25 protein-coding genes are annotated in these 26,932 nt (G+C 34.9%); 13 read left to right on the top strand and 12 right to left on the bottom strand.

The genetic code is table 11. From position 1 onward, the window contains the following. Positions 1 to 111: 111 nt before the first annotated feature. The 4 genes from alaS (at position 112) to FQU23_RS00995 (ending at position 5,249) form a co-directional block, all read left to right on the top strand. Positions 112 to 2,760 (top strand): alanine--tRNA ligase, encoded by a 2,649-nt coding sequence (alaS, locus tag FQU23_RS01010; RefSeq protein WP_147672209.1) that lies wholly within the window; start codon positions 112 to 114, stop codon positions 2,758 to 2,760. 113 nt (positions 2,761 to 2,873) lie between these two features. After that, positions 2,874 to 3,644: a hypothetical protein gene (locus FQU23_RS01005; RefSeq protein ID WP_147672208.1), complete on the top strand. Its 771-nt coding sequence runs from the start codon at positions 2,874 to 2,876 to the stop codon at positions 3,642 to 3,644. A 31-nt stretch (positions 3,645 to 3,675) separates the two neighbouring features. Then, positions 3,676 to 4,626, top strand: coding sequence for a GSCFA domain-containing protein (locus FQU23_RS01000; RefSeq protein WP_147672207.1), 951 nt, complete (start codon positions 3,676 to 3,678; stop codon positions 4,624 to 4,626). 2 nt (positions 4,627 to 4,628) lie between these two features. Further along, positions 4,629 to 5,249, top strand: a complete 621-nt coding sequence (locus FQU23_RS00995; protein WP_147672206.1) for a DUF4230 domain-containing protein — start codon at positions 4,629 to 4,631, stop codon at positions 5,247 to 5,249. 97 nt (positions 5,250 to 5,346) lie between these two features. Here FQU23_RS00995 and FQU23_RS00990 read toward each other — a convergent pair whose 3' ends face one another. The 7 genes from FQU23_RS00990 to FQU23_RS00960 all read right to left on the bottom strand — a co-directional run bounded on the left by FQU23_RS00990 (position 5,347) and on the right by FQU23_RS00960 (position 13,919). Next, the gene (locus tag FQU23_RS00990) at positions 5,347 to 7,104 is read right to left on the bottom strand and encodes an aromatic amino acid hydroxylase (protein WP_147672205.1); all 1,758 of its coding nucleotides are present in this window, start codon (positions 7,102 to 7,104) and stop codon (positions 5,347 to 5,349) included. Between the two features lie 280 nt (positions 7,105 to 7,384). After that, positions 7,385 to 8,515 carry an esterase-like activity of phytase family protein gene (locus tag FQU23_RS00985; protein WP_147672204.1) on the bottom strand — a complete coding sequence of 377 codons (1,131 nt, stop codon included), beginning with the start codon at positions 8,513 to 8,515 and terminating at the stop codon, positions 7,385 to 7,387. 33 nt (positions 8,516 to 8,548) lie between these two features. Then, entirely contained in the window at positions 8,549 to 8,947 is a 399-nt protein-coding gene (locus FQU23_RS00980; RefSeq protein WP_147672203.1) for a group III truncated hemoglobin, read from the bottom strand. Between the two features lie 59 nt (positions 8,948 to 9,006). Further along, positions 9,007 to 10,251 carry a threonine ammonia-lyase IlvA gene (ilvA, locus tag FQU23_RS00975; protein ID WP_147672202.1) on the bottom strand — a complete coding sequence of 415 codons (1,245 nt, stop codon included), beginning with the start codon at positions 10,249 to 10,251 and terminating at the stop codon, positions 9,007 to 9,009. 200 nt (positions 10,252 to 10,451) lie between these two features. Further along, complete coding sequence (locus tag FQU23_RS00970) at positions 10,452 to 10,991, bottom strand: DUF4136 domain-containing protein (protein WP_132108305.1); 540 nt, start codon at positions 10,989 to 10,991, stop codon at positions 10,452 to 10,454. 49 nt (positions 10,992 to 11,040) lie between these two features. Then, complete coding sequence (locus tag FQU23_RS00965; RefSeq protein ID WP_147672201.1) at positions 11,041 to 13,023, bottom strand: urocanate hydratase; 1,983 nt, start codon at positions 13,021 to 13,023, stop codon at positions 11,041 to 11,043. A 158-nt stretch (positions 13,024 to 13,181) separates the two neighbouring features. Continuing rightward, positions 13,182 to 13,919, bottom strand: a complete 738-nt coding sequence (locus FQU23_RS00960; RefSeq protein ID WP_245181054.1) for an arylesterase — start codon at positions 13,917 to 13,919, stop codon at positions 13,182 to 13,184. A gap of 33 nt (positions 13,920 to 13,952) precedes the next feature. On the opposite strand from FQU23_RS00960, the gene FQU23_RS00955 reads away from it, so the two are divergent. Next, positions 13,953 to 14,642, top strand: a complete 690-nt coding sequence (locus tag FQU23_RS00955) for an ABC transporter ATP-binding protein (protein ID WP_147672199.1) — start codon at positions 13,953 to 13,955, stop codon at positions 14,640 to 14,642. 44 nt (positions 14,643 to 14,686) lie between these two features. Next, positions 14,687 to 17,179, top strand: coding sequence for an ABC transporter permease (locus tag FQU23_RS00950; RefSeq protein ID WP_147672198.1), 2,493 nt, complete (start codon positions 14,687 to 14,689; stop codon positions 17,177 to 17,179). A 276-nt stretch (positions 17,180 to 17,455) separates the two neighbouring features. Here the strand turns inward: FQU23_RS00950 and FQU23_RS00945 are convergent, their stop codons facing one another. Beyond that, on the bottom strand, positions 17,456 to 17,632 hold the full coding sequence (locus tag FQU23_RS00945; protein ID WP_165425707.1) for a DUF5522 domain-containing protein: 177 nt from the start codon (positions 17,630 to 17,632) through the stop codon (positions 17,456 to 17,458). A 122-nt stretch (positions 17,633 to 17,754) separates the two neighbouring features. On the opposite strand from FQU23_RS00945, the gene FQU23_RS16130 reads away from it, so the two are divergent. The 4 genes from FQU23_RS16130 to hemL all read left to right on the top strand — a co-directional run bounded on the left by FQU23_RS16130 (position 17,755) and on the right by hemL (position 21,354). Continuing rightward, complete coding sequence (locus FQU23_RS16130; RefSeq protein WP_147672197.1) at positions 17,755 to 18,096, top strand: hypothetical protein; 342 nt, start codon at positions 17,755 to 17,757, stop codon at positions 18,094 to 18,096. 144 nt (positions 18,097 to 18,240) lie between these two features. Further along, positions 18,241 to 19,140, top strand: coding sequence for a 1-aminocyclopropane-1-carboxylate deaminase/D-cysteine desulfhydrase (locus tag FQU23_RS00940; RefSeq protein WP_147672196.1), 900 nt, complete (start codon positions 18,241 to 18,243; stop codon positions 19,138 to 19,140). Further along, positions 19,133 to 20,017 (top strand): glucosaminidase domain-containing protein, encoded by an 885-nt coding sequence (locus FQU23_RS00935; protein ID WP_147672195.1) that lies wholly within the window; start codon positions 19,133 to 19,135, stop codon positions 20,015 to 20,017. Before FQU23_RS00940 ends, FQU23_RS00935 begins: the two co-directional genes overlap by 8 nt. Before the next feature lie 50 nt (positions 20,018 to 20,067). Then, positions 20,068 to 21,354: a glutamate-1-semialdehyde 2,1-aminomutase gene (gene hemL, locus FQU23_RS00930; RefSeq protein ID WP_147672194.1), complete on the top strand. Its 1,287-nt coding sequence runs from the start codon at positions 20,068 to 20,070 to the stop codon at positions 21,352 to 21,354. Positions 21,355 to 21,402: 48 nt separating this feature from the next. On the opposite strand, the gene FQU23_RS00925 is transcribed toward hemL, so the two are convergent. Together FQU23_RS00925 and FQU23_RS00920 are read right to left on the bottom strand one after the other, a co-directional pair. Further along, positions 21,403 to 21,849 carry a hypothetical protein gene (locus FQU23_RS00925; protein WP_147672193.1) on the bottom strand — a complete coding sequence of 149 codons (447 nt, stop codon included), beginning with the start codon at positions 21,847 to 21,849 and terminating at the stop codon, positions 21,403 to 21,405. Between the two features lie 404 nt (positions 21,850 to 22,253). Next, positions 22,254 to 22,718, bottom strand: coding sequence for a hypothetical protein (locus FQU23_RS00920; RefSeq protein ID WP_147672192.1), 465 nt, complete (start codon positions 22,716 to 22,718; stop codon positions 22,254 to 22,256). Positions 22,719 to 22,906: 188 nt separating this feature from the next. Here FQU23_RS00920 and FQU23_RS00915 point away from each other — a divergent pair, with 188 nt between their 5' ends. Further along, positions 22,907 to 23,395 carry a c-type cytochrome gene (locus FQU23_RS00915; RefSeq protein WP_317165176.1) on the top strand — a complete coding sequence of 163 codons (489 nt, stop codon included), beginning with the start codon at positions 22,907 to 22,909 and terminating at the stop codon, positions 23,393 to 23,395. Between the two features lie 280 nt (positions 23,396 to 23,675). Here the strand turns inward: FQU23_RS00915 and FQU23_RS00910 are convergent, their stop codons facing one another. After that, positions 23,676 to 24,908, bottom strand: a complete 1,233-nt coding sequence (locus FQU23_RS00910) for a hypothetical protein (RefSeq protein WP_147672191.1) — start codon at positions 24,906 to 24,908, stop codon at positions 23,676 to 23,678. Beyond that, positions 24,909 to 25,505: a Crp/Fnr family transcriptional regulator gene (locus FQU23_RS00905; protein WP_147672190.1), complete on the bottom strand. Its 597-nt coding sequence runs from the start codon at positions 25,503 to 25,505 to the stop codon at positions 24,909 to 24,911. Positions 25,506 to 25,629: 124 nt separating this feature from the next. On the opposite strand from FQU23_RS00905, the gene FQU23_RS00900 reads away from it, so the two are divergent. Then, on the top strand, positions 25,630 to 26,004 hold the full coding sequence (locus FQU23_RS00900) for a hypothetical protein (RefSeq protein WP_243699177.1): 375 nt from the start codon (positions 25,630 to 25,632) through the stop codon (positions 26,002 to 26,004). 81 nt (positions 26,005 to 26,085) lie between these two features. Then, positions 26,086 to 26,925 (top strand): hypothetical protein, encoded by an 840-nt coding sequence (locus FQU23_RS00895; protein WP_147672189.1) that lies wholly within the window; start codon positions 26,086 to 26,088, stop codon positions 26,923 to 26,925. The last annotated feature ends 7 nt before the right edge of the window (positions 26,926 to 26,932 follow it).

Below are 26,932 nucleotides of genomic sequence, written 5' to 3'. Positions count from 1 at the left end.
ACTTCGAAGCTTTCCACTACTATCTGGGGCAAAAGAAATTAAAAGAGTAAATGATTTGAAGATTGAAAAAATCTTTAAATTTTTGAATCTTTAAATATTTAAATAAAAACAATGAAATCACAAGACGTACGTAAACAATTTTTAGACTTTTTTCAAAGCAAAGGACATTTAATCGTTCCTTCGGCACCAATAGTTCTTAAAGATGATCCCACTTTGATGTTCAATAACTCAGGGATGGCACAGTTTAAAGAATATTTTTTAGGTAATGCCACGCCAAAAAGCAATAGAATTGCCGACACTCAAAAATGTCTTCGTGTTTCAGGAAAACATAATGATTTAGAAGACGTTGGTTTTGATACCTATCACCATACGATGTTCGAAATGCTAGGAAACTGGTCTTTTGGAGATTATTTCAAAAAAGAAGCCTTGCCTTGGGCTTGGGAATTCTTAACCGAAGTCTTAAAATTAGACAAAGACCGTTTGTACGTTTCCGTTTTTGAAGGAAACGAAGCTGAGAATGTGCCTTTCGATCAGGAAGCTTTTGATATTTGGAAACAATTCGTTCCCGAAGATCGCATCATCCTTGGTAACAAAAAAGACAATTTCTGGGAAATGGGAGATCAAGGACCCTGCGGACCTTGCTCTGAAATTCATGTCGATTTGCGTACTGACGAAGAAAGAGCTGCAGTTTCAGGTAGAAGCTTGGTCAACGCTGATCATCCACAGGTAGTCGAGATATGGAATAACGTATTTATGGAATTCAACCGTAAAGCCGATGGTTCTCTTGAAAAACTACCAGCTAAACACGTAGATACCGGAATGGGATTTGAGCGTTTGTGTATGGCGATGCAAGATGTAACTTCAAACTATGATACAGATGTGTTTACGCCGCTTATCGAAAAAGTGGAGGAAATTACAGGCTTGAAATATACACCTAACTCGGTCATTCTAGACGATAGTGAAGAATCTGAAGAACAAAATAAAACCAATATTGCGATTCGTGTTATTGTCGATCACGTGCGTGCGGTAGCTTTCGCTATTGCCGATGGACAATTGCCTTCTAATACTGGAGCAGGATATGTAATTCGTCGTATTTTGCGTCGTGCGATACGTTACGGTTTTACTTTTTTGGATACCAAAGAACCATTTATCTATCAATTAGTTGCTGTTTTAGCTGACCAAATGGGTGAGTTTTTTCCAGAAATCAAAAAACAACAAGCATTGGTTACTAATGTGATTCGTGAGGAGGAAGCTTCTTTCTTACGAACTTTGGACCAAGGATTACAATTGTTAGACAAAGTAATTTCTGAAACTAAAGGAAAAGAAGTAAATGGAGCTAAAGCATTCGAATTGTACGACACTTTCGGTTTTCCAATTGATTTAACGGCTTTGATTCTTAGAGAAAAAGGATATGAATTAGACGAAGTTGGTTTTGATAAAGCCATGCAAGAACAAAAATCACGTTCTCGTGCTGCCTCAGAAGTTTCTACTGATGACTGGAAGGTTTTGGTTGATGGAAATGTTGAAAGTTTCGTAGGTTATGACCAAGTCGAAAATGAAGTAAAGATAACTCGTATTCGTAAAGTAGATTCTAAAAAAGATGGCGTACTATACCAAATCGTTCTAGATGCGACACCTTTCTACCCAGAAGGTGGAGGACAAGTGGGAGATAAAGGAATTTTAGTTTCGGCAAACGAGACGATTGAAATTATAGATACTAAGAAAGAAAATAACTTGATTTTGCATTTTGCGAAGCAATTACCTGAAAATGTAAATGCTAGTTTTGTTGCTAAGGTGAATACTGATTTAAGAGGATTGTCTTCCAAAAATCACTCAGCAACGCATTTAATGCACGAAGCTTTGCGTACCATTTTAGGAACGCATGTAGAGCAAAAAGGATCATTGGTAAATCCAAATAATTTGCGTTTTGACTTCTCACACTTTTCAAAAGTAACTGATGAAGAATTACAACAAGTAGAAGACTTTGTTAATGCAAGAATCCAAGAGCAATTGCCATTAATCGAAAGAAGAAGTATTCCTATTCAACAAGCGTTAGACGAAGGTGCAATGGCTTTGTTTGGTGAAAAATATGGAGATAATGTACGTGCCATAAAATTTGGAAACAGTATGGAATTGTGCGGTGGAATACACGTTAATAATACCGCTGAAATTTGGCATTTTAAGATTGTTTCTGAAGGCGCTGTTGCGGCGGGAATTCGTCGTATTGAAGCAATTACTAGTGACGCAGTGAAAAAATTCTATGCATCGCAAGAAGAATTGTTGAGCGAAATCAAATTGATGTTAAAGAATCCACAAGATACTATCAAAGCCGTTGTAGCACTTCAGGATGAAAATGCAAAATTAAAAAAGCAAATTGAGCAATTAATTAAAGACAAAGCAAAAGGATTAAAAGCAGAGTTGATGACGCAAGTCCAAGAAGTTAATGGCGTTCAGTTTCTAGCAGTCCAAGTGGATCTTAATCCGGAAGGCGCTAAAGATTTGGCTTATGATTTAGGGAACTTGGGAACTAATGTGTTTTTAGTTTTGGCTACAGCCGAAGAAGGAAAACCAATGTTAAGTTGTTATATTTCTAAAGAACTAGTTGCTGATAAAAAATTGAATGCTGGACAAGTAGTCCGCGAATTAGGAAAATACATCCAAGGTGGAGGAGGCGGGCAGCCTTTCTTTGCTACCGCAGGAGGAAAAAATGCAGCCGGAATTCCTGAGGCTTTAGCTAAAGCGATAGATTTTGTAATGTAATTCATTGATTTTTAGTTGGGAAGTGTTTCTGGGAATGGATTTTTGTTACCTTTACATTGTAAATAAAATCATACCAGTTCTGTTTTTCAGTGACACTTTTTTAATTATTCGAAATGAAAAAAGCAAATGTATTTTGGGTTTTAGCGGCTATGTTGTTTGTGTTTTATTCCTGCGCAAATGATAAAAACGGCAATGCTAAATTGTTGACAAAACTAATTGAAACTACTGAGGACGGTTCATCTGTTACGACTTTGTTCACATACAATGGAAATGAAATTGTAAAAGCAGAGAATGGGAAACAGGAGCTTAATTATACCTATACAAATGGATTAATCTCTAAAATTATTACAAAAAACAAAAGTGACCAATCTATAATTGCAGTTGATTATAAATATGAAAACGAAAAATTAATTAGTGTTAAATCTTCTGATAACTATTGGATTAATTTCGTTCATAATACTGATGGAACAGTAGTTTATGAGAGATTTACTTTAAATGCCAAGAATCAAGAAGTTAAATTATATCATGGAATTATCTCCTTTAAGGATGGTAATTTAATAAAAGACAAGCGTACTTTAGATGATACTGCAGTTGGCGTCGTAACAACTGAAAACCTGAGTTTTGAGTACGATTCTAAAAAGAATCCAATGCACAGTATTTTAGGGTTTGACAAATTAGTAGATCAGAACCAGTTGATGTCTATTAATAATAGCGTAATCAGTGTTGTGGAGAATAGCACTACAAATGCATTTGACCAAATCATATCTTCAGCTAGATTATATAAAAGTACTTTTGAATACGACACAGACGATTATCCTTCTGTGCAAATCAACGAAAATACAACTGGAAATACAGGTTATTTAAAGTCAGAATATTTTTATTAATAGACTAGTACGTTTGAATAAATAATACAAGATGCAGTTCAGAACTCAAATACCCATTAAAAAGACCAACAGTCCGATAAATTATTATTCGAAAATTATGTCTTTGGGATCATGTTTCGCAGTAAATATGGCTGAGAAATTGGACTATTTTAAATTCCAAAATTCCTGTAATCCATTCGGGATTTTGTTTCATCCACTAGCGATCGAAAAACTTATTTCATATGCAGTGGAAAAAAAGATCTTCACTGAAGCTGATATTTTTTTTCACAATGAACGCTGGCATTTTTATAATGCGCATTCTGATTTAAGCAATGCTGATCCAATTGAGTTGTTAGCTGTTTTGAATGGGATTATTCAATCAACACAGAAACAACTAACTGAAGTAACACACGTCATTATAACCTACGGAACAGGCTGGGTTTATCGAAATATTGAAAGCAATGAAATTGTTGCTAATTGCCATAAAGTACCTCAAAAACAGTTTGAAAAGCAATTGTTAAGTACAGACGTAATTCACAATAGCATCCAAAAAACAATTGATTTAATTCAGTCTATAAATCCAGAAGTAAAAATTATTTTCACGGTTTCTCCAGTGCGACACATCAAAGACGGTTTTGTAGAAAATCAATGGAGTAAATCCAGTTTAATCGCCGCAATACAACAAATCCTAAAACCTAAATCTGAAATCCTAAATTATTTCCCTTCCTACGAAATCATGATGGATGAGCTTCGTGATTATCGGTTTTATGCCGAAGACATGTTGCACCCAAATCAAGTTGCAATTGATTACATTTGGAAACGTTTCAAGGAAACAAACATTTTAGAAACGGCACTGGCAACAATGGAGGAAGTTGAAATAATCCAGAAAAGCTTATCTCATAAACCATTTAACCCAAATTCAGAGAGTCATCAAAAATTTGAAGCTAAATTAAGGGATAAAATCGTTAAATTGGGCTCTCAATATTCATTCATGAAATTTTAATTATGCTTAGAAGATTACTTATTTTTATAGGGTTGATATTAGCGGTGGTGCTGATGTTTAAATATTGCGAATTCAAAAAAGAGGATGATTCGACCACGATGGATAGCGCTGGCTTGATACAACAGCAAATTTTAAACGTTGGTAAGCTTATCGTTACCGAGGGGCATTTTGCCGAAGTCGTTACCTATAAAAATAAGGAAAAATACCTGATGGGTATTGTTTCATTTGATAAAAAAGCAGTGATTGTCGTTAATGCAGAAGTTACAGTTGCTTACGATTTACATAAAATGAAATATGATATCGACGAAGCTAACAAAACAATTTCAATCGTTTATATTCCGAAGGAAGAAATAAAGATCAATCCAGATATTAAAATCTATGATGTTGAACAAAGTAGATTAAATCCGTTTACGGGTGATGATTACAATAAAATAAACAAATCGGTTAAAGCAAATTTAGCTAAGAAAATAGAGAAATCTTCGCTTAAGAGCAATGCTCAAAACCGACTCATAAGTGAATTATCTAAGCTGTTGATAACGACGAGTAATTTAGGGTGGACTTTAAAATACGAGGGAAAAGTAATAAAAAGCGATGTTGAACTAGACCAACAAATAAAGCTGTAATAATTTTAGCTTTAAAATAAAGAACCGCCAATTCGCAAAGGAAATCATTGCGAATTGGCGGTTTTGTTTTTTAATAGTATGAATCTTGGCTTTGAGTTTATACGTTTTCTTTATGAAAAATCAAGTCCAGTCCTCCAGTAATCAAATGTGTTACTTCCGGTCTCTTTATTTTTAAATTTTCAAGGTAATTCAAAACTTCATCCAGTTGTTGAGTCTCGTTTCTGTCTTTAAGGAGTTCGGCGATTTCAACAGCAAGTAGCCAATCTTTAGGATGATCTGTTTTTAGTTTTTGAAAAATAGGCGCGAAAGAAGCGTAGATATCTTTCGATTCTCTAATTATTCTTACCATTTGGTATAAAACCTCTAAGTCATCGCGTTCCGCAGTGTGTTTTGCCTTAATTGTGGTGCTGGAAGGCATATGTGTAATCAAGTCAAAGCTATTTGCATCAGCTGGGCCAGAAAAAGCAGAAACTACTTTCTTACCCACTGCCATGTCATAAACGCCCCAATCTGGTTGGAATAAAATCGTTTCGCCATGCGTTACAGTACAGTTTTTAAAACGAATTAGGATAATTTCTCCTTGTAAGTTTCTAGAACCAGTAATGATTTCTCCTTCAACGGTAATATCTCCTTCAAATTCCAGTTTCACACTGTTGCTTTCGGTGATATTGTAGGCGCTTAAGTCTTTCGGGCTCATGTCTTCAATCGCTAAATTGATGCCCTTCAGTTTTCCAATTGGACTACCAAAACCTTCAGCATGAGTTGCCGTTCCATGACCTACCAATTCTTTTTCGCGAGAAGCCAAAGCTGTTTTTCCTGTAGTTTGGATGTATATTGCTTTCCCCTCGTGCTGAATTACATTTGTAAAAACGCCCGAAATTTGTAAGCCAGTACTTAATTCTATTGTACCTAAAGCAGTCGAATTAACTAATTTTTCTATTCCTGATAGTCCGCCGGTACGCAGTGCCATTTTACTTGCAAATTCCTCTAAAATCAAATTTAAATAAGCAAAAGTTGGAGTGACGTAAAGCTGAGGTTGTAGCTTTGTAATATCAAAACTTTTTTGGGCAGCAGTAATATCATAAGGAATTTTCTCCACTTGATCCGTCATGCAATGAGCACTTTCTCCAATTGAAGATAGCAAACCGGCTCCATAAATTTTAGGGTTTTCAACAGTTCCTATTAATCCATATTCCACAGTCCACCAGTGCAGATTTCTTATTTGTGCCATTTCTGAGAGTTCACCCATATTGTTTTGCAAATCTTCAACCGCTTTTTCGGCCTCATCAATAGTTGCCTGTGGTGTATCTTCGGCTTCTTTCACGATCGAAAGTAATCGGATTGCTTCATACATTTGGTAATCCTTATCGGATGATATCGCTTTACAGCCTATTTCTCCAAAACGACGCAAGTATTCCGCATATTCTGGATTGGCGATGATTGGGGCATGACCCGCGCCTTCATGAATAATATCTGGTGCTGGCGTGTATTCTATATGTTCGAGTTGACGAATATCTGATGCAATAACAAGTACATTATAAGCCTGAAACTCCATGAAAGCATTGGGCGGAATAAATCCGTCAACTGCTACTGCAGCCCAACCTATTTCGGTCAGAATACGGTTCATGCCGTACATACTCGGGATATTGTCGATTTCTATTCCTGTTTTTTTTAATCCATCCAAGTACGAGCTATGAGCTACTTTTGAAAGGTAATCCACGTTTTTGCGCATCACGTATCGCCAAACCGCTTGATTTATAGGTGTGTAATCGCTATAATCTTGAGGTTTAATAAATTGCTTCAAGTGCTTTGGCAATCTGTCTAATAAAGGATTACTTTCAATAGTTGGTTTCATGTCGAAAACGTTGTAGTTATACTGCAAAAGTACAACTTTAAGGAGCTATTTCCCGCTTTTCATTACAAGATTTTACAAAAAAAGCCGTTTTTGTAAGCCCTAAAAAGAGCTTCTTCCAGTCGCTTTTTTAGAACAACAAAACAAGGCTTTTGTTATAAAATGCTTTCCTTTTCACTCGGGGCTAGTGGAGTTGTTTGCTAATTAGACACTAGATATTGCATGATGATTGCAAAAATAGGATGACAAGTTTGTGCGTTTTTTAGAGCATGAAAAAGATTTTCTAGTTCACTTCAAACAGCAACATCTGCGTTTTTTGCTTATCAGAGAAGTTGTCATCCGAGACAAAAAGCAACGATTGCTTGCCGTTAGATAACTTTGGACCAAAAGTTACTCCTTCGATATTATCGATAAAAATCCCTAAATCATCCATGTTTAGGATTAGCTTTTTAGAAGCAACTTCAATTGATTGATTTTGCAAAGAAGCAATATCTTTTACATCAGTCGCTTTCGATAAATCACATAAAAAAACTTTTACCGTGCAAGCCTGTGTTCCTACAGAGTAGGAACGTTCCACGACCAATAGCTGGTCTTCGCTATAATATTGAATAGCAGACACACCGTTTACGGCAAAACCATCTTTAGGATTGGGTGCTTTAGCAATGGCTTCGAGTTGGTACGTGTATTGGGCTGTGTTTTTTTTGGTTTTTACATTGAATTTGTAAAAACGAATCAAGCCCCCTTTTTCCACGGTGGCTTTGTCACCATCGTCATAAAGCGGTTCTTCTACAACTGTGTAAATATTTTTGTAATTTTTGTCGAAAGTGATTCCTTCTAATGTTCCATTATTTCGGGGACCTTTTTCTTCTTTTTGCATTTCTAAATTAGAAGGCAAAGACACTTGGTTCTGATAATTACCTTTCAAATCCATAAAGGAAATTGAAGGATTTTGTAAAACGTTCTTATCGGTAGAAAGTACGCGAGCGCCTTCACTACTCCAAATTAAAGACTTCTTTTTCGGATTGTATCGAATGTCCTCAGGATCGGCAGAAGTTTCTGGAGTGCTCAACCAATTGCCAAAAATCTTACCTTCTTGATTTTTCAGTGTATTCGTTTCCTGAAAATCGATAGCTTGGAGTTCGTCGTTTTTCAAGTGGATCTTTGCGGTATAGAATCTTGAAGGGTTTACTTGTGACCGCTCATCGCTAATTAGGTAATAAATATCCTGTTTTTTATCGTAATCAATACCGGAAAGTCCGCCAATTTTAGTCTCCTTGAAATTCTGGTTGTACGGAATTTCAATTGAATTGATGAATTTTAAACTAGGTGATAAATTGGTTTGAGTGGCTTGTTTTATATTCGAACAAGAAAAAAGTAAGGAAATGGAGAAAAGTCCAATTAGAAGTTTATGCATGGTAAGTAGCCTAAATTAGGTTTAGATATATGATTAGTGCGTTGAGTTGTTTCTTTCGGCATTTCTGAAATAGTCAATCTTGTAATTGAACATTTCAGCCATGTTTCTGGCGCGTAATTTTGCCTCATCAGCAACAACGCCAATAAATAGTACATCTACGGTTTCGGTGAAAATTTCCATCCAGCGATCAAAGTGCTCCTTGGTAATGGGTAATTGTTTGTGCGGTGGAAACGGACTACCCGAATAACTGTGTACTTCGAGTAGGATAGTTTGCCAAAACCGATACATTTTTTCTAAATGCTCAGGCCAGCGATTCGCTATTTTTTCATTGAAAATAGGACCAATGAATTCGTCTTTTTGAACCTTGGAGTAGAAGGCATCAACCATTAATTTGATATCTTCTATATTTTTTATGTCGGTAAGGGTTGTCATAATTATGTGTAAAAAAGCCTTTGTAAAGGTATGCGTTAAATTAGGAAAGGGAAATTGTTTTATCCAATTAATTGGGTGAATAAACCTTGTTTTTCATTAAGGTATTTAAATTCAAATCCCTTATATGTCATTTTGTTTTTGATTGCGACAAGGTCGTTTTTATTCTTTAATTCGAGACCTACAACGGCCGGGCCTACCTCGCGGCTGTTTTTCTTTGTAAACTGGAAATAGGTTATATCATCATCGGGGCCAAGGATATCATTTACAAATTCCTTTAAGGAACCGGGACGTTGCGGAAACTCAATCATGAAATAATGCATGAGTCCTTCATATAATAAGGAACGCTCTTTTATTTCGGCAGTTCGCTCGATGTCGTTGTTACTTCCGCTGACTACGCAAACCACGTTTTTACCTTTTATTTTGTCCTTGTAAAAATCCAATGCCGCAATGGTTAGTGCGCCTGCAGGTTCTACAACCATGGCTTCTTCATTGTACAATCGCAAAATAGTGGTGCACACTTTTCCTTCGGGAACTAATATAATATCGGATAGGTTTTTTTGACATATTTCAAAAGTCAAGTTGCCCACCTGCTTTACTGCAGCACCATCCACAAATTTATCGATGCTGTCTAATGCAGTATTTTTTCCATTTGCAATTGAGGTTTTCATAGAAGGAGCGCCTTCAGGTTCGACTCCTATAATTTTTGTCTTGGGACTCAATTCCTGGAATACTTGCGAAAGACCAGAGGCTAATCCGCCACCTCCAATTGGAACAAAAACATAGTCTATAGTCTCTTTGAAAGATTCTAAAATCTCTAAACCCACAGTGCCTTGTCCTGCAATTACTTGTATGTCGTCAAAGGGATGGACGAATGTGATGTTATTTTGTTTAGAGTCTTCTGCTGCTTTTGCATTGGCATCGTCAAATGTATCTCCTATAAGTACAATTTCGACAAAGGATTTCCCAAATAATTGTACTTGCTTTATCTTTTGTTTGGGTGTCGTTTTTGGCATGTAAATCTTGCCTTTTATTTTTAGTAAATTACAAGAATAAGCGACTCCTTGAGCGTGATTTCCAGCACTAGCACATACTATTCCTTTGCTTTTTTCAGCCTCTGTCAAAGTGCTGATTTTGTTGTAAGCACCTCTTATTTTGTAGGAACGAACGATTTGTAGATCCTCTCTTTTTAATAAAATATTAGATTCGAATTCGTCTGATAAATTTAGGCTTTGTGTAAGCGGCGTAGGAGCAACAACTCCTTCTAGTTGTTTTTGTGCGTTTACTACTTGTTCGAATATAGTCATGATTGTTGTTTTAGGCATAAAAAAAACCTCCCGTTATAGGAGGTTTCATAAATATATTTGTTTTGCTAATTTATATAACGCTCCGCTATTATTGTTGAATAATAATAATTTTAGCGATAATAATATTAGTTAAATTTGTCATTTTTTTGACTTTCAAGTGCAAATGTATAGATTATTTGGCTAGTTCGAATAAAAAAAAATTATTTTTTTACATTTGATGGAGGATATTGGGCTAAAATTTTGGCTACAAATTCATTGATTTGTTTTTCTTTTTGATCGCGACTCTCGGTCAAATTACCAATTCCTTCACCTTCCCATACTAGTTCTTTTTTCTTAGCATCGATTAAATCAATGTATAACGTTCCTTCTGTCGAACTAGAGACATAATTACGTCCTCCCCAAAGATAAGGGTTCCAGCCGTATCCCCAGCCATAACCCCATCCAGCCTGATACTGATTCACATCGATACGTTCTCTTTCTTTAGTTAGGATATTGATTAGTAAATCAGGATTTTCACTTTTAGTCATTCCTTTTTTACTGAGTTCGTTATCAATAGCATAAAGTAACCTTTTCTTGTCTAATTCTGAAACTTGTAGTTTATCAATACCTGCTTTGTGGAAAGCATAGGTTTTGTATTGATTGAAATCGGCTTTTGAGTCATAATCTGAATATACTTGTACAGAACTGCATGACGCAATAAAGAAAAGTAAGAAGATCGGAAGAAGTTTAATTGCTTTCATGGTGATAGTATTTAATTGCTAATGGTTCACTAAAGTTACGCTCAAAATTTTAAAAATTCAATAGATCGTCTGCTACTATATTAGGGAGTGTGACTTTTAGTAAAGGTTGCGTCTCCATTGCTCTTTTAATAGCAAAAACAGCTCCTTCATTTCGAGCCCAACTTCTTCTTGAGATTCCGTTGTTTACATCCCAGAAGAGCATTGATTCTAAGCGTCTTGATGCTTCTTTAGATCCATCAAGAACCATACCAAAACCTCCGTTTATAACCTCACCCCAGCCAACACCTCCACCATTGTGAATTGATACCCAAGTAGCTCCTCTAAAGCTGTCTCCAATTACATTTTGAATAGCCATATCTGCTGTGAAACGGGAACCATCGTAGATGTTTGAAGTTTCTCTATAAGGAGAATCCGTTCCAGAAACGTCATGGTGGTCTCTACCTAGAACAACCGTTCCAATTTCTCCTTTGGCAATAGCCTGATTAAAAGCTTCGGCAATTTGCACGCGACCTTCGGCATCAGCATAAAGGATTCTCGCTTGTGATCCTACAACCAATTTATTTTCCTGCGCTCCTTTTATCCATTGAATATTATCCTGCATTTGCTGCTGAATTTCGAAAGGTGCTGTTTTTGCCATTTCTTCAAGTACTTCGCAAGCAATGCTGTCTGTTTTCTGTAGATCTTCTGGTTTACCTGAGGCACAAACCCAACGGAAAGGACCAAAACCATAATCAAAACACATTGGTCCCATGATGTCTTGTACATAGCTTGGATACTTAAAATCGATATTATTATCAGCCATTACTGCCGCTCCTGCGCGAGAAGCTTCTAGTAGGAAAGCGTTTCCATAATCAAAGAAATAAGTTCCTTTGGCAGTGTGTTTATTTATAGCAGCCGCGTGACGGCGTAATGTTTTTTGTACTTTTTCTTTGAAAAGATCAGGATTGTTTGCCATCATTTCATTCGATTCTTCGAAAGAAATACCAACGGGGTAATACCCTCCCGCCCATGGATTGTGAAGCGAGGTTTGGTCACTTCCTAAATCGATATGAATATTTTCTTGGTCAAATTTTTCCCAAACGTCAACAACGTTTCCGAGGTAGGCGATGGATATAATTTCTTTGTTGGCTTTTGCCAAAGTAACTCTTTTTACTAATTCGTCAATATCTTCTACAATTTCATTGATCCAGCCTTGACTATGGCGAATGTGAGTGATTTTAGCATTGACTTCGGCACAAACGGTGATGCAACCTGCGATGTTTCCTGCTTTTGGTTGAGCACCACTCATTCCGCCTAATCCAGAAGTAACGAATACTCCTCCGGAAGGACTGCGGTTTATTTTTCGAAAAGCATTTAGAACCGTAATAGTAGTTCCGTGTACAATTCCTTGTGGCCCAATGTACATATAGCTACCGGCAGTCATTTGGCCGTATTGAGAAACGCCTAAGGCATTCATTTTCTCCCAATCATCCGGTTTAGAATAATTAGGGATTACCATTCCGTTAGTCACAACCACTCTTGGAGCTTCTTTATGAGAAGGGAATAATCCCATGGGATGACCAGAATACATGGTTAATGTTTGGTTCTCGGTCATTTCTGCCAGGTATTTCATGGTCAACAGGTACTGAGCCCAGTTTTGAAAGACCGCTCCGTTTCCGCCATAAGTAATTAATTCATGAGGATGCTGAGCAACGGCGTAGTCTAAGTTATTCTGAATCATTAACATGATTGCTTTAGCCTGCTCGCATTTTCCCGGATAAGTGTTAATTGGCCGGGCTTTCATTTCATATTCAGGGCGGAAACGGTACATATAAATGCGACCATAAGTTTCTAATTCGTCCCTAAATTCTTGAAGTAATTCGGCATGATGCTGCGGTTCGAAATAGCGAAGTGCATTGCGAAGCGCTAATTTTTTTTCCTCAGCCGAAAGGATTTCTTTTCTTTTAGGCGCATGGTTGATGTCAATTTCATACGGTTTAGGTTGAGGTAATATAGTAGGGATTCCTTGTTGGATTTGGTCTTGAAAAGTCATTTTGTTTTAATTCGTTATTGTAGAATAGATGTTTTTTTATTAAATAAAAATATTAATGTAGCAAAAAGCAGCTTAAATAAAGGGGTTTACGTTATTGAAAATCATTATTGGTAAAGATTTTTTATTAATTATCAGTGCTTTTATCGGAATAATTATATTTATTTCAGGATAGGTTTTAGAACATTCCAAACATTTGTTGCCAGTATTTCATGGCCTTCTTTTGTTGGATGAATACCATCTGATTGATTTAAAGCAGCGACACCACCAACATTGTCCAATAAAAAAGGGATCAAATAGAGATCGTTTTTTTTAGACAATGAAGGAAATAAATTTTTGAATTCTGTGGTATAGGTTTGTCCCATATTAGGAGGCAGTTGCATCCCTGCCAAAATAATTTTAGTCGATGGATATTTTTTCTTAACAGCATCAATAATTCCTTGTAAATTCTCTTTAGTTTGTTGTAACGGTACACCTCTTAAACCATCATTTGCACCCAACTCCAAAATAAAAATGCTTGGTTCTTCATTTAAAACCCAGTCAATTCTGTTTATTCCACCAGAAGTTGTTTCGCCACTTACACCTGAATTAACAATAGTATAATCTAATTGCAAAGCGTCTATTTTATCTTGGATTATTCCAGGAAAAGCGTCGTTAACATCCTCTAAACCATAGCCTGCGGTCAAACTATCGCCAAAAACAACAATTTTTTTAGAACTACTAGTTTCAGCCTGTTCTGTTTTAGCTGCAGTTGAGGTTGTTTCTGACTTGCTTTCTTTGATAGCGTTATCAGATTTACAGGCGACTAACAAGAGCAGTACAAGAATGCGAGAAAACTTTATGAAAACCTTTAGATTTGTCCTGATGCTATTTAGTATCAATTGTCTATTTTTCGGCATTAGCATATTATAAAAAAAAATTAAAAAAAAATAATGTCAAATATATTAAAGATTAATGATTTAGAGAAAACTTATACCAGTGGTTCTAAAAAATTAACAGTAATTAGCAATATCTCATTTGAAGTCGAAAAGGGCTGTATTTTCTCAATTGTAGGACCTTCTGGAAGTGGAAAAACAACTTTATTAGGTCTTTGTGCAGGTTTAGATTACCCCAGTTCTGGAACTATTGAATTGTGCGGTACACGTTTAGAAGATTTAAATGAAGATGAACGCGCTGCGTTGCGGAACAAAGAAGTGGGGTTTATTTTTCAGAATTTTCAACTTTTGCCCACATTAACAGCATTAGAGAATGTGATTGTTCCTTTGGAATTACAAGGTGAGAAAAATGCAGCAAAATTTGGTATAGCCTTATTAGAAAAAGTTGGTTTAGGCGATCGTTTGCACCATTATCCTTCCCAATTATCAGGAGGTGAACAACAAAGAGTAGCACTAGCAAGAGCCTTTTCTAACAAACCCTCTATTTTATTTGCAGATGAACCTACGGGGAATTTAGATGAAGAAACCGGAGAAAAGGTTATTCAATTGCTTTTCGAATTAAATAAAGAAGCAGGAACTACTTTGGTTATTATCACGCACGATTTAGATTTAGCAAATCGGACACAGCAAATTCTACGATTAAAAGGCGGGAAGATTATTTCAAACGAAAAAACAAGAACGATTTAATGGGCAATATCAATTCGAAATTGAATTTTCAATGGCTTTTAAAAATGGCTTGGAGAGACGGTAAAGCGAGTCTTTCTCGACTGATGCTTTTTATGGCATCCATCATATTGGGTATTGCTGCGGTGGTTTCCATCCAATTGTTTAGTGATAACTTAAAGCAAAACATTCAAAAACAATCAAAAGCCTTAATGGGCGCCGATTTTATTATTGATAGCAAACAAGAACCGTCTGAAAAAGTATTAGCTATTGTAGACTCTTTAGGTGTCGATGCTTCCGAAATTAACTTTGTTTCGATGGCTGCCTTTCCTAAAAGTGGCGGAACGAAATTATTAAAAGTGAGGGCTATGGAAGGACAATTTCCTTTTTATGGTGATATCACCACTGAACCTGCTGCCGCTGGTGCAACTTATCAGCGTTTAGGCGGAGCCTTGGTAGACGCGACTTTATTATTGCAATACAATATGACTGCAGGCGATTCCATAAAAATAGGGGAATTAACGCTTCCTATTATTGGTGCTTTACAATCGATTCCTGGTAGCACAGCCATTTCATCGTCGGTAGCACCAACCGTCTTGATTCCATTTTCTTTAATAGAAAAAACCGACTTGTTGCAATTGGGGAGCCGAAAAGAATACCAATATTTTTTTAAAGCACCAGAAGTAAATTTAGACGCTTTAAGCGAAAAACTAAATCCTATTCTCGATGCCGAAAACGCTGATTTAGATACGCATATTAGCACAAGCGAACGTTTAGGAAAACGATATGATAATGTGAGTCGTTTTTTAAATTTGGTGGCTTTTATTGCGCTTTTACTCGGATGCATTGGTATCGCAAGTTCTGTACACATTTATATTAAAGAGAAACTAAAAAGCGCGGCGGTTTTAAAATGTTTAGGCGCCTCAAGAAAGCAATCGTTTTTAATTTATTTAATACAAATTATTAGCATTGGTCTTATAGGTGGGATAATTGGTTCAGTCATTGGGACGGGTTTACAATATGCGTTTCCTTATATTTTACAGGACTTTTTGCCCTTTAATGTCGAAATAATTATATCCATTCAACCCATAATTATGGGTGTTGCATTAGGTGCTTTAATGTCGGTTTTATTTGCATTATTGCCGTTATTAGGTACTTGGTATGTATCACCATTAGAAGTTTTAAGAGGAGCTGAAGACAATTTACAAAAACCGAAATATGCACGAATAGTAGTCTTTGTAACGATTGCAGTTTTTATATTTCTATTTTCTTTTTGGATGCTGAAAGATGCCGTAGATGGATTGATTTTTACCGCTGGTATTTTCGTCACTATTGCTATAATGGCTGGAGTTGCCCATTTATTCATTCAATTGATTAAAAACTATTTTCCAAGTTCTTGGGGTTATACGAAACGACAAAGTTTACTCAACTTATTTCGACCTAATAACCAAACTATGGTACTCGTTTTAGCGATTGGTTTGGGTACTTTTTTAATAAGTACGTTATATTTTACAAAAGATATTTTATTAGCAAAAACATCTTTAGAGAATAAAAAGAATGATGCCAATATCATTTTACTCGATGTACAAACCGAACAAGAAACAGCGCTGTTAAAAACCTTTAAAAGTAAAGATTTAGAGGTGATTGATAACGTCCCAATTATCACCATGCGTATGGAAAGTATTCGTGGCAGATCAGTAAGTGACATGCGTCAAGACAGCACGCTTACCATGCGAAAATGGGTTTTGAATCATGAATTTAGAGTTACTTACAGAGATTCATTAAAAGAAACCGAAGAGTTAATAGGAGGAGAGTGGATAGGAACAGCAACTCCTGGAAAACCCATCCCAATATCGATTACAGATAATATGGCTGATGATGCCAATTTAAAAGTTGGAGATAAGGCTGTTTTTAATGTGCAAGGGGTTTTAATGGAAACTGTTGTAAGTAGTATTCGAAAAGTAGACTGGACGAGTATGCAAATAAATTTCACTATTTTATTTCCGACAGGCGTTTTAGAAAATGCGCCTCAGTTTAATGTAATGACTACTTATGTAGCGACTAAAGAAAGTTCTGCTGCCTTACAACGAGATTTGGTTCAACAATATCCAAATGTGACCATTTTAGATTTACGACAAGTGTTTACTATTGTAGAAGATATTTTAGATAAAATTTCATGGATCATTAATTTCATGGCATTCTTTAGTATTTTGACAGGTTTAATTGTGCTTGTAGGTTCTGTTAGAAATAGCAAATACCAACGCATAAAAGAAAGTGTTTTATTGAGAACTTTGGGTGCAAAAAGCAAACAAATTTTAGAAATAACCGCATTAGAATACGTCTATTTAGGAATTTTGGGAAGTTTGACAGGTGTCTTATTGTCCTTAATTGGCAGTCAATTATTAGCGCTATTTTTGTTTAAGGAACCCTTTGTGCCCTCAGTAATTCCGTTTTTAGTTTTCCTGCCTGGAATTACATTTTTGGTGGTTCTCATTGGCTTAAGCAATTTAAAATCAGTTTTAAATAGTCCACCATTGGAGGTGTTGCGAAAAGAAGTTTAAAAGTAGCAGAAGTACCAATTATTCGGTTTTTATTTGAAATATTTTATGAAAACAGAATGATTGGGACTTTTCGTCTAATTGCATCTTTGGAAACAGAAAATAGTTTTGATTCTATAGCATTACAATCTATCCTCTTTTTATCGAAAATTAACCAAGCTTTTACAAGTAAAGCCGAAGTTTCAACAGAATACATTTCTTAGTAAAAATTTCGATAGCAGTTATTATTTTTGAAACTGGCCGGAGTAATAGTTGTGAAGGCTGATCTTTTAGTGAAAACTACTTTTTGATTGTCCCTGTTTTTTTGTCATATCCATAGGGACAATGGCGGCATCCGCTTTTGCAACAGTAGCCTCTTTTTAAGTGGTGTTTTTCAGTAAAGCATTTGTAACCTTCTGGCGTGTAATAAAAATCTTCGCCTTCGATTAATTTATTTGGGTCATTCTCATTAATCATATTCGAGCCTATTCTATTGGAAAAAGATGTGTAAAAATTCTATTAATTAGAACACGCAAACAATTGAGTATTTGATTAAAAAGAACTATTTTAGTACTGCAAATTTATAATTTTTATAACGAATGTTTCTTATTATCACTAAATATTTAATTCCGAAAGGCTTTCGTGGATTAACTACTTTTCCATTCATCTTTATAAGATATCCCGCTGATAAAGAAAATCGTACTTTTATAAATCACGAAAAAATTCATTTGCGCCAACAATTAGAATTATTAATACTTCCGTTTTTTGTTTGGTATTTCTTGGAGTTTCTATTTCGGTTGATTCAGTATAAGAATCGAAATTTGGCTTATAGGAATATTAGTTTTGAGCGAGAAGCTTATAGTAAAGAATCCGAACTTGGTTATCTTAAAAAGAGACCTGTTTTTAAATTCGCCAGTTATTTGAAATTGGAAAAAAACTAGACTTTATATCGAATTTATTTTTGTAGTTGTTTGATTATTAATAATAAATAATCCAAATTCTCATAGTGTTAAAAAATGGAATCATCCTCCGATTGCCTTTTTTCATTAGTGATTTATTTTAACTTTGTCAAAAAAGTATAACATTTGAATCAACCGCTGCAAATATCATTTCCAAATTCAATTTCTGTAACGGTAAAACGGGAAGATTTGATTCATCCCTTTGTGTCTGGAAATAAGTTTAGAAAACTAAAATACAATTTACTTCAGGCAGCTACCGAAAATCAAAAAACACTACTCACTTTTGGTGGTGCTTACTCTAATCATATTGCTGCAGTCGCTTTTGCCGGAAAAGAAAAAGGGTTTAAAACGATCGGAATTATTCGTGGGGATGAATTGCGAGCTAAGATTTCTGAAAATCCAACCTTAGATTTTGCTCAAAGCTGCGGTATGGAATTCGAATTTGTTAGTAGAGAAGACTACAGATTAAAAAATGACATTTCCTTTTTAGATAGTTTAAAACAAAAGTTCGGAAGTTTTTTCTTGATTCCGGAAGGTGGTACTAATGAATTGGCAGTCAAAGGTTGTCAGGAAATTTTAACAGAGAAAGACAATCATTTTGATTATGTTTGTTGCGCAGTAGGCACTGGCGGAACCATTGCGGGAATAATAAATTCGGCTTTGCCGCATCAAAAAATTTTGGGATTTCCAGCACTAAAAGGGGACTTTTTAAAAGATGAAATTAGTACTTTTGTGCAAAACAATACGAACTGGGATTTAATAACGGATTACCATTTTGGAGGTTATGCGAAAGTGAGTCAAGAGTTAATCGCTTTTATCAATTTGTTTAATGTCGAAAATAAAATTCTTTTAGACCCAATTTATACTGGAAAGATGGCTTTTGGCGTTATAGATATGATAAGAGCTAGTAAATTCCCTCCAAAATCTAATGTATTACTTATTCATACTGGAGGTATTCAAGGTATCCAGGGAATGAATATGAAATTAAAAAATAAACAATTACCAACAATTGATATAGATGTATAAAAAAATTATAGTAATTCTCACGGTATTAACACTGATAAGTTGTAATGTAACAAAATCTCCAATTGTTACTGCAAAACCAGCTTCGGCAAAGAATAGTAAGGCGGTAGTTAAAAAGAAGAATTATACTAAGACCGAAAAAACCACTGTAATAAATAATAGAGTAAAATCACAAAGAACTGATGAAAATGAGGTGATCGAGTCGACCTCAAGAACTGTTGTTCCTACTGATGTAATAGGTCGTTATGTTTATGACTACAAAGACGTTGCCATGAACAACATGAAAGTATATGGGATTCCGGCAAGTATAATCTTGGCACAAGGAATATTAGAATCGGGAGCAGGACGCGGAGACTTAGCTTCAAGATCCAATAATCATTTTGGTATTAAATGCCATACAGGTTGGGAAGGAGAAAGTGTAAGACACGATGATGATGCTGAACAAGAATGTTTTAGAAAATATAATGATCCTTCTGAATCTTATAAAGATCATGCCTTGTTTTTAACAGGTAGAAGTAGGTATTCTAGGTTGTTTAATTTACCAAAAGATGATTATCAAGCTTGGGCAAAAGGATTAAGATCAGCCGGTTATGCAACAGATCCTAAATATCCAGATAAGTTGATTTCTTATATCGAACGCTATAATCTTGGTCAATTTGATGCCCAAGTATTAGGAACAAAATATACTCCAATTGAAAATAAGTCAATAAGAATCGCAAGTGTTAATTCTACTTACAACGGACCTTTTTACGAAGTTCAAAAAGGAGATACCTTATATTCTATTTCGAAAAAATACAATGTAATGATAGACGACTTAAAAGTAAAAAATAATCTTTCAGATAATACGATTTCTATTGGGCAAAGGCTAATAGTAAATTAGAGTAAAAGATCTACAAATTTAATCCAGTATATTCCAATTAAAATTAAGTAATGATATATAAAAGAAGCAGTCAGCTTTTTGCGGAAGCGGAAAAAGTAATACCTGGTGGTGTAAACTCGCCAGTAAGAGCATTTAAAGCAGTAGGAGGAACACCAATTTTTGTGCAACGTGCCAAAGGTGCTTACATGTATGATGAAGATGGAAATCGTTTAATAGATTATATTAATTCCTGGGGGCCTATGATTTTAGGTCATGCTTTTGAACCAGTGGTGCAAGCCGTAATTGAGAAAGCGAAGTTGGGTACTTCTTTTGGTATGCCTACAGAATTAGAAACACAAATTGCCGCTTTGGCTGTTTCTATGGTGCCAAATATTGATAAAATAAGGTTTGTAAATTCAGGAACCGAAGCTTGTATGAGTGCGGTTCGTTTAGCTCGTGGATTTACTAAGAGAGATAAAATTATAAAATTTGCTGGTTGTTATCATGGTCATTCAGACTCCTTTTTGATTCAAGCAGGAAGCGGAGCGGTTACTTTTGGTTCGCCAAGTAGCCCTGGAGTGACTGAAGGAACGGCTAAGGATACTTTGTTAGCTATTTATAATGATTTAGAGAATGTAAAGACTTTAATTGAAGCTAATAAAGAGCAAATTGCTGCCATTATTGTTGAACCAGTAGCTGGAAATATGGGGTGTATCCCTCCAAATGAAGGGTTCTTAGAAGGTTTAAGAGAAATGTGTACCGCTAACGGAATCTTATTGATATTTGATGAGGTGATGACTGGTTTTAGATTGGCTAAAGGTGGCGTTCAAGAATTATTTAATATCAAAGCAGATATTGTTTGTTTCGGAAAAGTAATTGGTGGTGGATTACCAGTGGGCGCTTTTGCAGCACGTAACGAAATAATGAATTACCTAGCACCTCTTGGTCCCGTTTATCAAGCAGGTACCTTGTCAGGAAATCCATTGGCTATGGCCGCAGGATTAGCGATGTTGCAAGCTTTAAATAATGATGCTGCAATATTTGATAGACTTGCAGCGAAAACAGCTTATTTGCATGAAGGTATCGAAAGAGTTTTAAAAGCTAACAATGTTGTTTTTACGATCAATAGAATTGGATCTATGATTTCAGTGCATTTTGATGCAGCTCCTGTAGTTGATTTTAAATCGGCTGCAAATGGAGACAATGAATCCTTTAAAAAGTTCTTTCATGGATTATTGCAAGAGGGAATTTACATTGCACCATCAGCTTATGAAACCTGGTTTATTACTGATGCGCTTAGCTATGAAGATTTAGATTTTACCATACAGGCTGTCGATAAAGTGTCGAAAACATTGTAGGTTTTTAGATAAACTAAAAAAAGCTTCGGAGTTCCCGAAGCTTTTTTTTTAATTTTCATTTTCATTTTTCATTCTATCGCCCATTCTTTCTTTCCTTTGGGCTTCGGCTCTTTCTCTCATTTTATCCTGATTGCTTTTATAAGTGCCAAATTGTTCAGCAGTCAAAATAGCTTTCATTTTATCTTCCATTATTTTTCTATCGTTCTGCATTTTGTTCATTGATGCTTCGCGCTTTGCTTTCATTTCCTCTTTAGTCCCCTCATTTCTATCCACCCTCTTTTCTCGACCTGCAGCTTGCGCGGTTAAGAGTACTTTTATTTGTTCTTGCTGTGCGGTATTTAAGCTTAATTCAGAAGTCAGTTTCTTTAATTGTCTTTCTTGACGTTCCTCTGGAGTCATTCTCTCCGTGTTTGCTCTATTTGTTTTTTCTTTTTTTTCTTGCGCAAAAGCTGTCATTCCAACAACCAATAAAGCTGCAATAATTAGTTTTTTCATGTCTATAGTTTTAAAGTTATTAGAGGTAAGATGCTATTATTTAAAAAAGGTTTAATACTTAACGGTATATAGGTGTATCGAAGGCAATTTTGTAATCGAATATAATAATTCAACATTCGACAATAAAAAATAAAATGCATTTTTAATTCCTAAAGCTTTGGAAAATTGTCTGTTAAAAGGGAACGCTGCGGTTTATGAAGTTTAGATTTGATAGACTTTATTTTCTATCAGTAAAATCATAAAACACCAAAAGTATAGAATTCGTTAGCAGGCGAATGCTATACTTTTTTTGATTTACACTAGTTCAATGCTTGTATTGTAAAAACTACAATCTGCAGAATTTCCCAATAGCTTTTTGCATTTTAATATACTAGTAGCTCTTTTTTTAGTGAAGATGCTTGTGTTTATTTCTTTACATCTTCTTTATGATTCATTCCATCACCCATTTTTTTATGCATTCTGTGAGATCTTTGTTTGTGGTGTTTAGCCTTCATAGCATCCCATTTTTCAAATTGGCTATCAGATAAAATACTTTTCATTTTGGATTTCATCGCAATTTTCTCATCCATCATCATATTCTGTCTGTTGAAACGTTCGTCTGCTGAAAGTTTTGAGTCCTTATCTTTGTTAGCTTTCCTATCTTTCATTCGGGATTCTTGTTTAGCAGATTTTTCAGCAATCACACTTTTCATTTGGTCTTGTTGTTTTGCACTCAAGTCTAATTCCAATGTCATTTTTTTTAACATCAGCTGATTTCTTTGCTCAGGAGTAAATCTCTCCATTTTTTCTCTGTTTGGTCTTTCTTTTCTGTCTTGGGCAACTGTTGTCATTCCCACAACCAATAATGCCATAATAAATAATTTTTTCATTTTTAATGTTTTTATGTTACAGTGGTAAGACGCGAGTATTTTAAAAAAGTTTAATCATTAACGAAACTTTACCACTTTCTATTTTCGATTCAAACATTTCACTACTAAACATTTTAGTTTATGATTTTAATCATAAGTTTTCTGTAACTAGAATGGGATATTTGTAAATGAAATTTTAAAAATAAATTATGATGTACAAATTATCCTTATTTATAGTTGCCTTAGCATTGTTAACTTCATGTGGTAAAAAAGCTGATTCAACTGAAGATTTTTCGCCAAATACTGCTGTGGAAGAAGGAGTTGCTGCTGAGACTACAGACGGCGCTGCTTATGATCCTAAACGAGGAGAGGGAAAATTTTCAGACATGCAATTAGACGATAAGCTTGATGTTGCTATGGCCGAGACAGGAGAAATAATTTCAGGAGTGAAATGTACTTCTTGTCACAAACTTACTGATGAGAGATTAGTAGGACCAGGATGGAAAGGGGTAACTTCAAAACATAAACCAGAATGGCTGATGAATTTCATCACTAATCCTGACCCGATGATTGATAAAGATCCACAACTTCAGTCACAATTAGAGCTTTGCTTAGTAAGAATGCCTGACCAGAAATTAAACGAGCAAGAAGCACGTGAAATTCTAGAGTTTATGCGTAAAAATGATGGCCTAAATTAGATTAGAATCATTAAATAGTAGGCTCAGTTAAAGCAGTAATCGTCATTGCAGATTCGAATACTTTTTAGGATAAAAAACCAACGTAAAAAAGCGCAACCTCACTCAGGTTGCGCTTTTTTTCTATCGTTTAAACTTACTATGACAAGTCATCGTTTATGAAATCATGTAAGCCATGTGACTTGTAATTTTATTGTTTTGTTTATGTTTAATAATGATTAGGAAATCTACAACAATTAACAATAGAATGTAGTTTTTGTAAGTCAAAGTGCTTTATTATCAATTACAATGGCGGATTAATTTTGACCTTTTTGATCGAAAAATAGGTAGTTAATCCTATCCCGAAAAGTAAGAGCAGAGCGACAAAAAATAGAAGTTCGTTTACATAGGGAATAAGAGTGTAACTAAACGCCGCAATTCCTTGAAGAGCCAAAACTGATTCATTTAAGAAAACACCAATAGTAAATAGAAGTAGACCTATTTTGATATTTTTACTGATAAGTAGTAAATGATTTGCATAGATGTAAAATAATAGAAATAAACTGATTACAGCTAGTAAAACCAAGTGTAAATAGGCAATTACAATTGGTCTGAAACCAAATGCCAGTTGGCTTAAAAACGGTGCGGTCGAACCTAATTGAAGGATAAACTTGATACTTAATGCAACGCAAACAAATACTAAAATACAGCGTAATAAAGGAGCGAAATTTTTAATAAAGTCTTTTTTGCTTCGAATTAAAATTAGTAGGAGTTTAAACCAGGCAAAAACTTGTACTATTGCTGCCATTGCTGTAATGGCGTAAACCCAAATTGGAATCTTTAACCAAAGAATAGATAAAATATAAGCGGGAACACAAGCGATAGTAAATAGTTTGAATGAAGTATTGTAAAAAGAATGATCTGATTTTTTAAGCTTCAAAAAGGCAAAAAATAAGCCCATACATGCAAAGAAAAACCAGCCATTATATTGAAAATGAAGAAAATAATAAATGGATGACAAATATAAATCCTGAATGACATTTTTACTCGCCATCATATAAGCCAAATAGAAGGTCCCAAAAGAAGAAATGATATTAAAAATCGCTGCGGCTTGAAACCAGTTTATTGCTGCTAAATCTGAATCTAGTTTTTTCAAATCCTTGATATAAAAATAACCAAAGGCATAGGAAGCCAGAATCGAAGTCGTAGAGAAAAATATGGAAATCATTGCATAACCCTGAAGAACAAAGAAAATAAGCATGCCATAAGAACAAATCAAATTAACGATAAGTATTGTTTTGTATTTATGTATTTGAAAATTTGTTATTTTATCTTGGAGGTAATATACCATCAAAGTCATTAAAGTATGCGTGATCCAGCCGGAAAAAGCGAAATGAGAATGCGAATGTAAAATGTTTTTTTGATTGAAATAAGGAAATTCAAAGCCTATTTTATAACGCATCACAACACCAAGAAAGGCAACGATACATAGGTTTATTAATGAAAACTTTAGCCAAAATTTTATGTCTAACTTCATTTAATAGAATATTTTGTGATTTATGATTTCGACTTTGTTACAGGCATTCATTTTAATAAAGGTCCTAATGACTGTTTCTACTCTCAAGCCAGTGAAATTTGCTATTTGTTGCCGAGTATATGGAATCAAAACCTTTTCGACAGGGCAAAAATCTGATTTTATTTTATGATTGTCCATAAAGGCGAGAATCCTGAATTCCGGTTTCTGATTGATAATAGCCTTCGATGTAGTGGCTTTTGAATAAATTTTATTAGCAAGCAAAATCAGAAATGATTTTAAGATTAAAGGATATTCGTCAAGAATTTTTAAAAACTTATCCTTTGACAATTTTAGGATAATACAATCTTTAATACAAACTGCTTTTGCAGGATATTGCTGGTCAATGAATAGCGGAGGTGATCCAAAACTTTCTCCTTTGCAAAATAGTCCTTGTGTGAACTCTTTACCTTCCTCATTTGAATGGTACATCCTCACGGATCCATCCATAATTTGATAATAAAAATGAGCGTCTTGAGCTTCGTCGAAAACGACCTCATTTTTTTTATATTTCTTGGCAACTGCACCCCAGGAGATCAGTAAATCTAAATCTATCTGCATAAAATAAGTAACTTTTTTTGCTAATAATGTGGCAAATAATTAGGTTCAAAGTAAAGGTTTTAGTCCGAATGAAAATATGATATAAATCATGAAAATATGTGCTTAATATGTTTAATTTTGCAAGGTGAAAACTACAGTAATTCTATTGGCATTATTCCTACTTCTAAAACCGATATTTCCGGTTGTGGACTACGTTGTTAATTACGATTACATTTCAAAAGTGCTTTGTATCAACAAAGAAAAACCAAAACTCAGTTGTAATGGAAAATGCCATTTGATGAAAGAATTGGCAAAAGCTTCTGATCATGAAACGCCCATTTCTTCTCATAAAAAAAATACAACATCAGAATTTGAAATTCTGTTTTTTCAAACGACAACCTCCTTTCAAGTAGGCTTTGCTAATAAGCTTAATAAGTTAGATTTAAGCAACTGCTATACCAATCTATATGCTTATAATAGTAGTTTTTCTTTATTTCATCCGCCCAATTTTTTATCTTAATTTTTCAATTTTTAACGTTGCTTTTCCCCGATAAGTTCTTTATCGAGACGGTGCGTATTGTCCTAATTTAAAATTAACAAAATGAAATATTTAAGAATAATTACACTAGTTGTCCTATCCGTTTTTGCATCCTGTTCGTCTGACGTCGATGTTCCCACCGCTAATGAGTTAGACGGTTTAACTAAAATACAAGAAATTACAAATGACACGCATACTATAGAATTGTTTTCTGCGACGGGAACTTTAGAGCAAGGACATAATGCTCTTTCGTTACGCATTAAAAGCAAATCCACAAATGACTATGTAAAAAATGCTGTCATTACTTGGTCTCCCTTGATGAATATGACTTCGATGCAACATGCTAGTCCGTATTCTGACGTTATGAAAACAGCAGCGAAAGAAAGTCTATACAACGGCTACATTGTTTTTCAAATGGCTGAAAATGATATGGAGCATTGGACATTAACTATAAATTATACAATTGACGGCGTTGCTTATTCTGCAAATAGCCAAATTAGAGTTCCGGCTTCCGCCAAAAGGAGAGTGATTTCTTTTACAGGAACTGACGGCAAGAAGTATGTAATGGCTCTAATTGATCCTGTGACTCCAAAAGTAGCTCTAAATGATATCTCGGTGGCTGTTTTTAGAATGGAAAGTATGATGCTGTTTCCTGTTGTCGATAATTTTAAAGTGAAAATTGATCCAAGAATGCCAAGTATGGGAAATCATAGTTCACCAAATAATGTTGACTTGGTACAATCAGCTTCTGATGAATTGTACCATGGGAAGTTGTCGTTAACGATGACAGGATATTGGAAAATTAATCTACAGCTTTTAAATGCTTCAAACGAAGTTTTAAAAGGAGAAACAATTACAGATGATGTTACAGCAAGTAGTATTTATTTCGAAATAGAATTCTAACGTTATC

The sequence above is a fragment of the Flavobacterium sp. XN-5 genome (genome assembly GCF_008033395.2).
GTDB classification, from domain to species: Bacteria; Bacteroidota; Bacteroidia; order Flavobacteriales; family Flavobacteriaceae; genus Flavobacterium; species Flavobacterium hiemivividum.
Note: the sequence above shows the minus strand (reverse complement) of the source record. Positions and strands in the feature narration are given on the sequence as shown.

Excerpts from the sequence above, each read along its gene's own strand:
- alaS (WP_147672209.1), top strand. The coding sequence starts at position 112 with ATGAAATCACAAGACGTACGTAAACAATTTTTAGACTTTTTTCAAAGC.
- FQU23_RS01005 (WP_147672208.1), top strand. The coding sequence starts at position 2,874 with ATGAAAAAAGCAAATGTATTTTGGGTTTTAGCGGCTATGTTGTTTGTG.
- FQU23_RS01000 (WP_147672207.1), top strand. The coding sequence starts at position 3,676 with ATGCAGTTCAGAACTCAAATACCCATTAAAAAGACCAACAGTCCGATA.
- FQU23_RS00995 (WP_147672206.1), top strand. The coding sequence starts at position 4,629 with ATGCTTAGAAGATTACTTATTTTTATAGGGTTGATATTAGCGGTGGTG.
- FQU23_RS00990 (WP_147672205.1), bottom strand. The coding sequence starts at position 7,104 with ATGAAACCAACTATTGAAAGTAATCCTTTATTAGACAGATTGCCAAAG.
- FQU23_RS00985 (WP_147672204.1), bottom strand. The coding sequence starts at position 8,515 with ATGCATAAACTTCTAATTGGACTTTTCTCCATTTCCTTACTTTTTTCT.
- FQU23_RS00980 (WP_147672203.1), bottom strand. The coding sequence starts at position 8,947 with ATGACAACCCTTACCGACATAAAAAATATAGAAGATATCAAATTAATG.
- ilvA (WP_147672202.1), bottom strand. The coding sequence starts at position 10,251 with ATGACTATATTCGAACAAGTAGTAAACGCACAAAAACAACTAGAAGGA.
- FQU23_RS00970 (WP_132108305.1), bottom strand. The coding sequence starts at position 10,991 with ATGAAAGCAATTAAACTTCTTCCGATCTTCTTACTTTTCTTTATTGCG.
- FQU23_RS00965 (WP_147672201.1), bottom strand. The coding sequence starts at position 13,023 with ATGACTTTTCAAGACCAAATCCAACAAGGAATCCCTACTATATTACCT.
- FQU23_RS00960 (WP_245181054.1), bottom strand. The coding sequence starts at position 13,919 with ATGCCGAAAAATAGACAATTGATACTAAATAGCATCAGGACAAATCTA.
- FQU23_RS00955 (WP_147672199.1), top strand. The coding sequence starts at position 13,953 with ATGTCAAATATATTAAAGATTAATGATTTAGAGAAAACTTATACCAGT.
- FQU23_RS00950 (WP_147672198.1), top strand. The coding sequence starts at position 14,687 with ATGGCTTGGAGAGACGGTAAAGCGAGTCTTTCTCGACTGATGCTTTTT.
- FQU23_RS00945 (WP_165425707.1), bottom strand. The coding sequence starts at position 17,632 with ATGATTAATGAGAATGACCCAAATAAATTAATCGAAGGCGAAGATTTT.
- FQU23_RS16130 (WP_147672197.1), top strand. The coding sequence starts at position 17,755 with ATGTTTCTTATTATCACTAAATATTTAATTCCGAAAGGCTTTCGTGGA.
- FQU23_RS00935 (WP_147672195.1), top strand. The coding sequence starts at position 19,133 with ATGTATAAAAAAATTATAGTAATTCTCACGGTATTAACACTGATAAGT.
- hemL (WP_147672194.1), top strand. The coding sequence starts at position 20,068 with ATGATATATAAAAGAAGCAGTCAGCTTTTTGCGGAAGCGGAAAAAGTA.
- FQU23_RS00925 (WP_147672193.1), bottom strand. The coding sequence starts at position 21,849 with ATGAAAAAACTAATTATTGCAGCTTTATTGGTTGTTGGAATGACAGCT.
- FQU23_RS00920 (WP_147672192.1), bottom strand. The coding sequence starts at position 22,718 with ATGAAAAAATTATTTATTATGGCATTATTGGTTGTGGGAATGACAACA.
- FQU23_RS00915 (WP_317165176.1), top strand. The coding sequence starts at position 22,907 with ATGATGTACAAATTATCCTTATTTATAGTTGCCTTAGCATTGTTAACT.
- FQU23_RS00910 (WP_147672191.1), bottom strand. The coding sequence starts at position 24,908 with ATGAAGTTAGACATAAAATTTTGGCTAAAGTTTTCATTAATAAACCTA.
- FQU23_RS00905 (WP_147672190.1), bottom strand. The coding sequence starts at position 25,505 with ATGCAGATAGATTTAGATTTACTGATCTCCTGGGGTGCAGTTGCCAAG.
- FQU23_RS00895 (WP_147672189.1), top strand. The coding sequence starts at position 26,086 with ATGAAATATTTAAGAATAATTACACTAGTTGTCCTATCCGTTTTTGCA.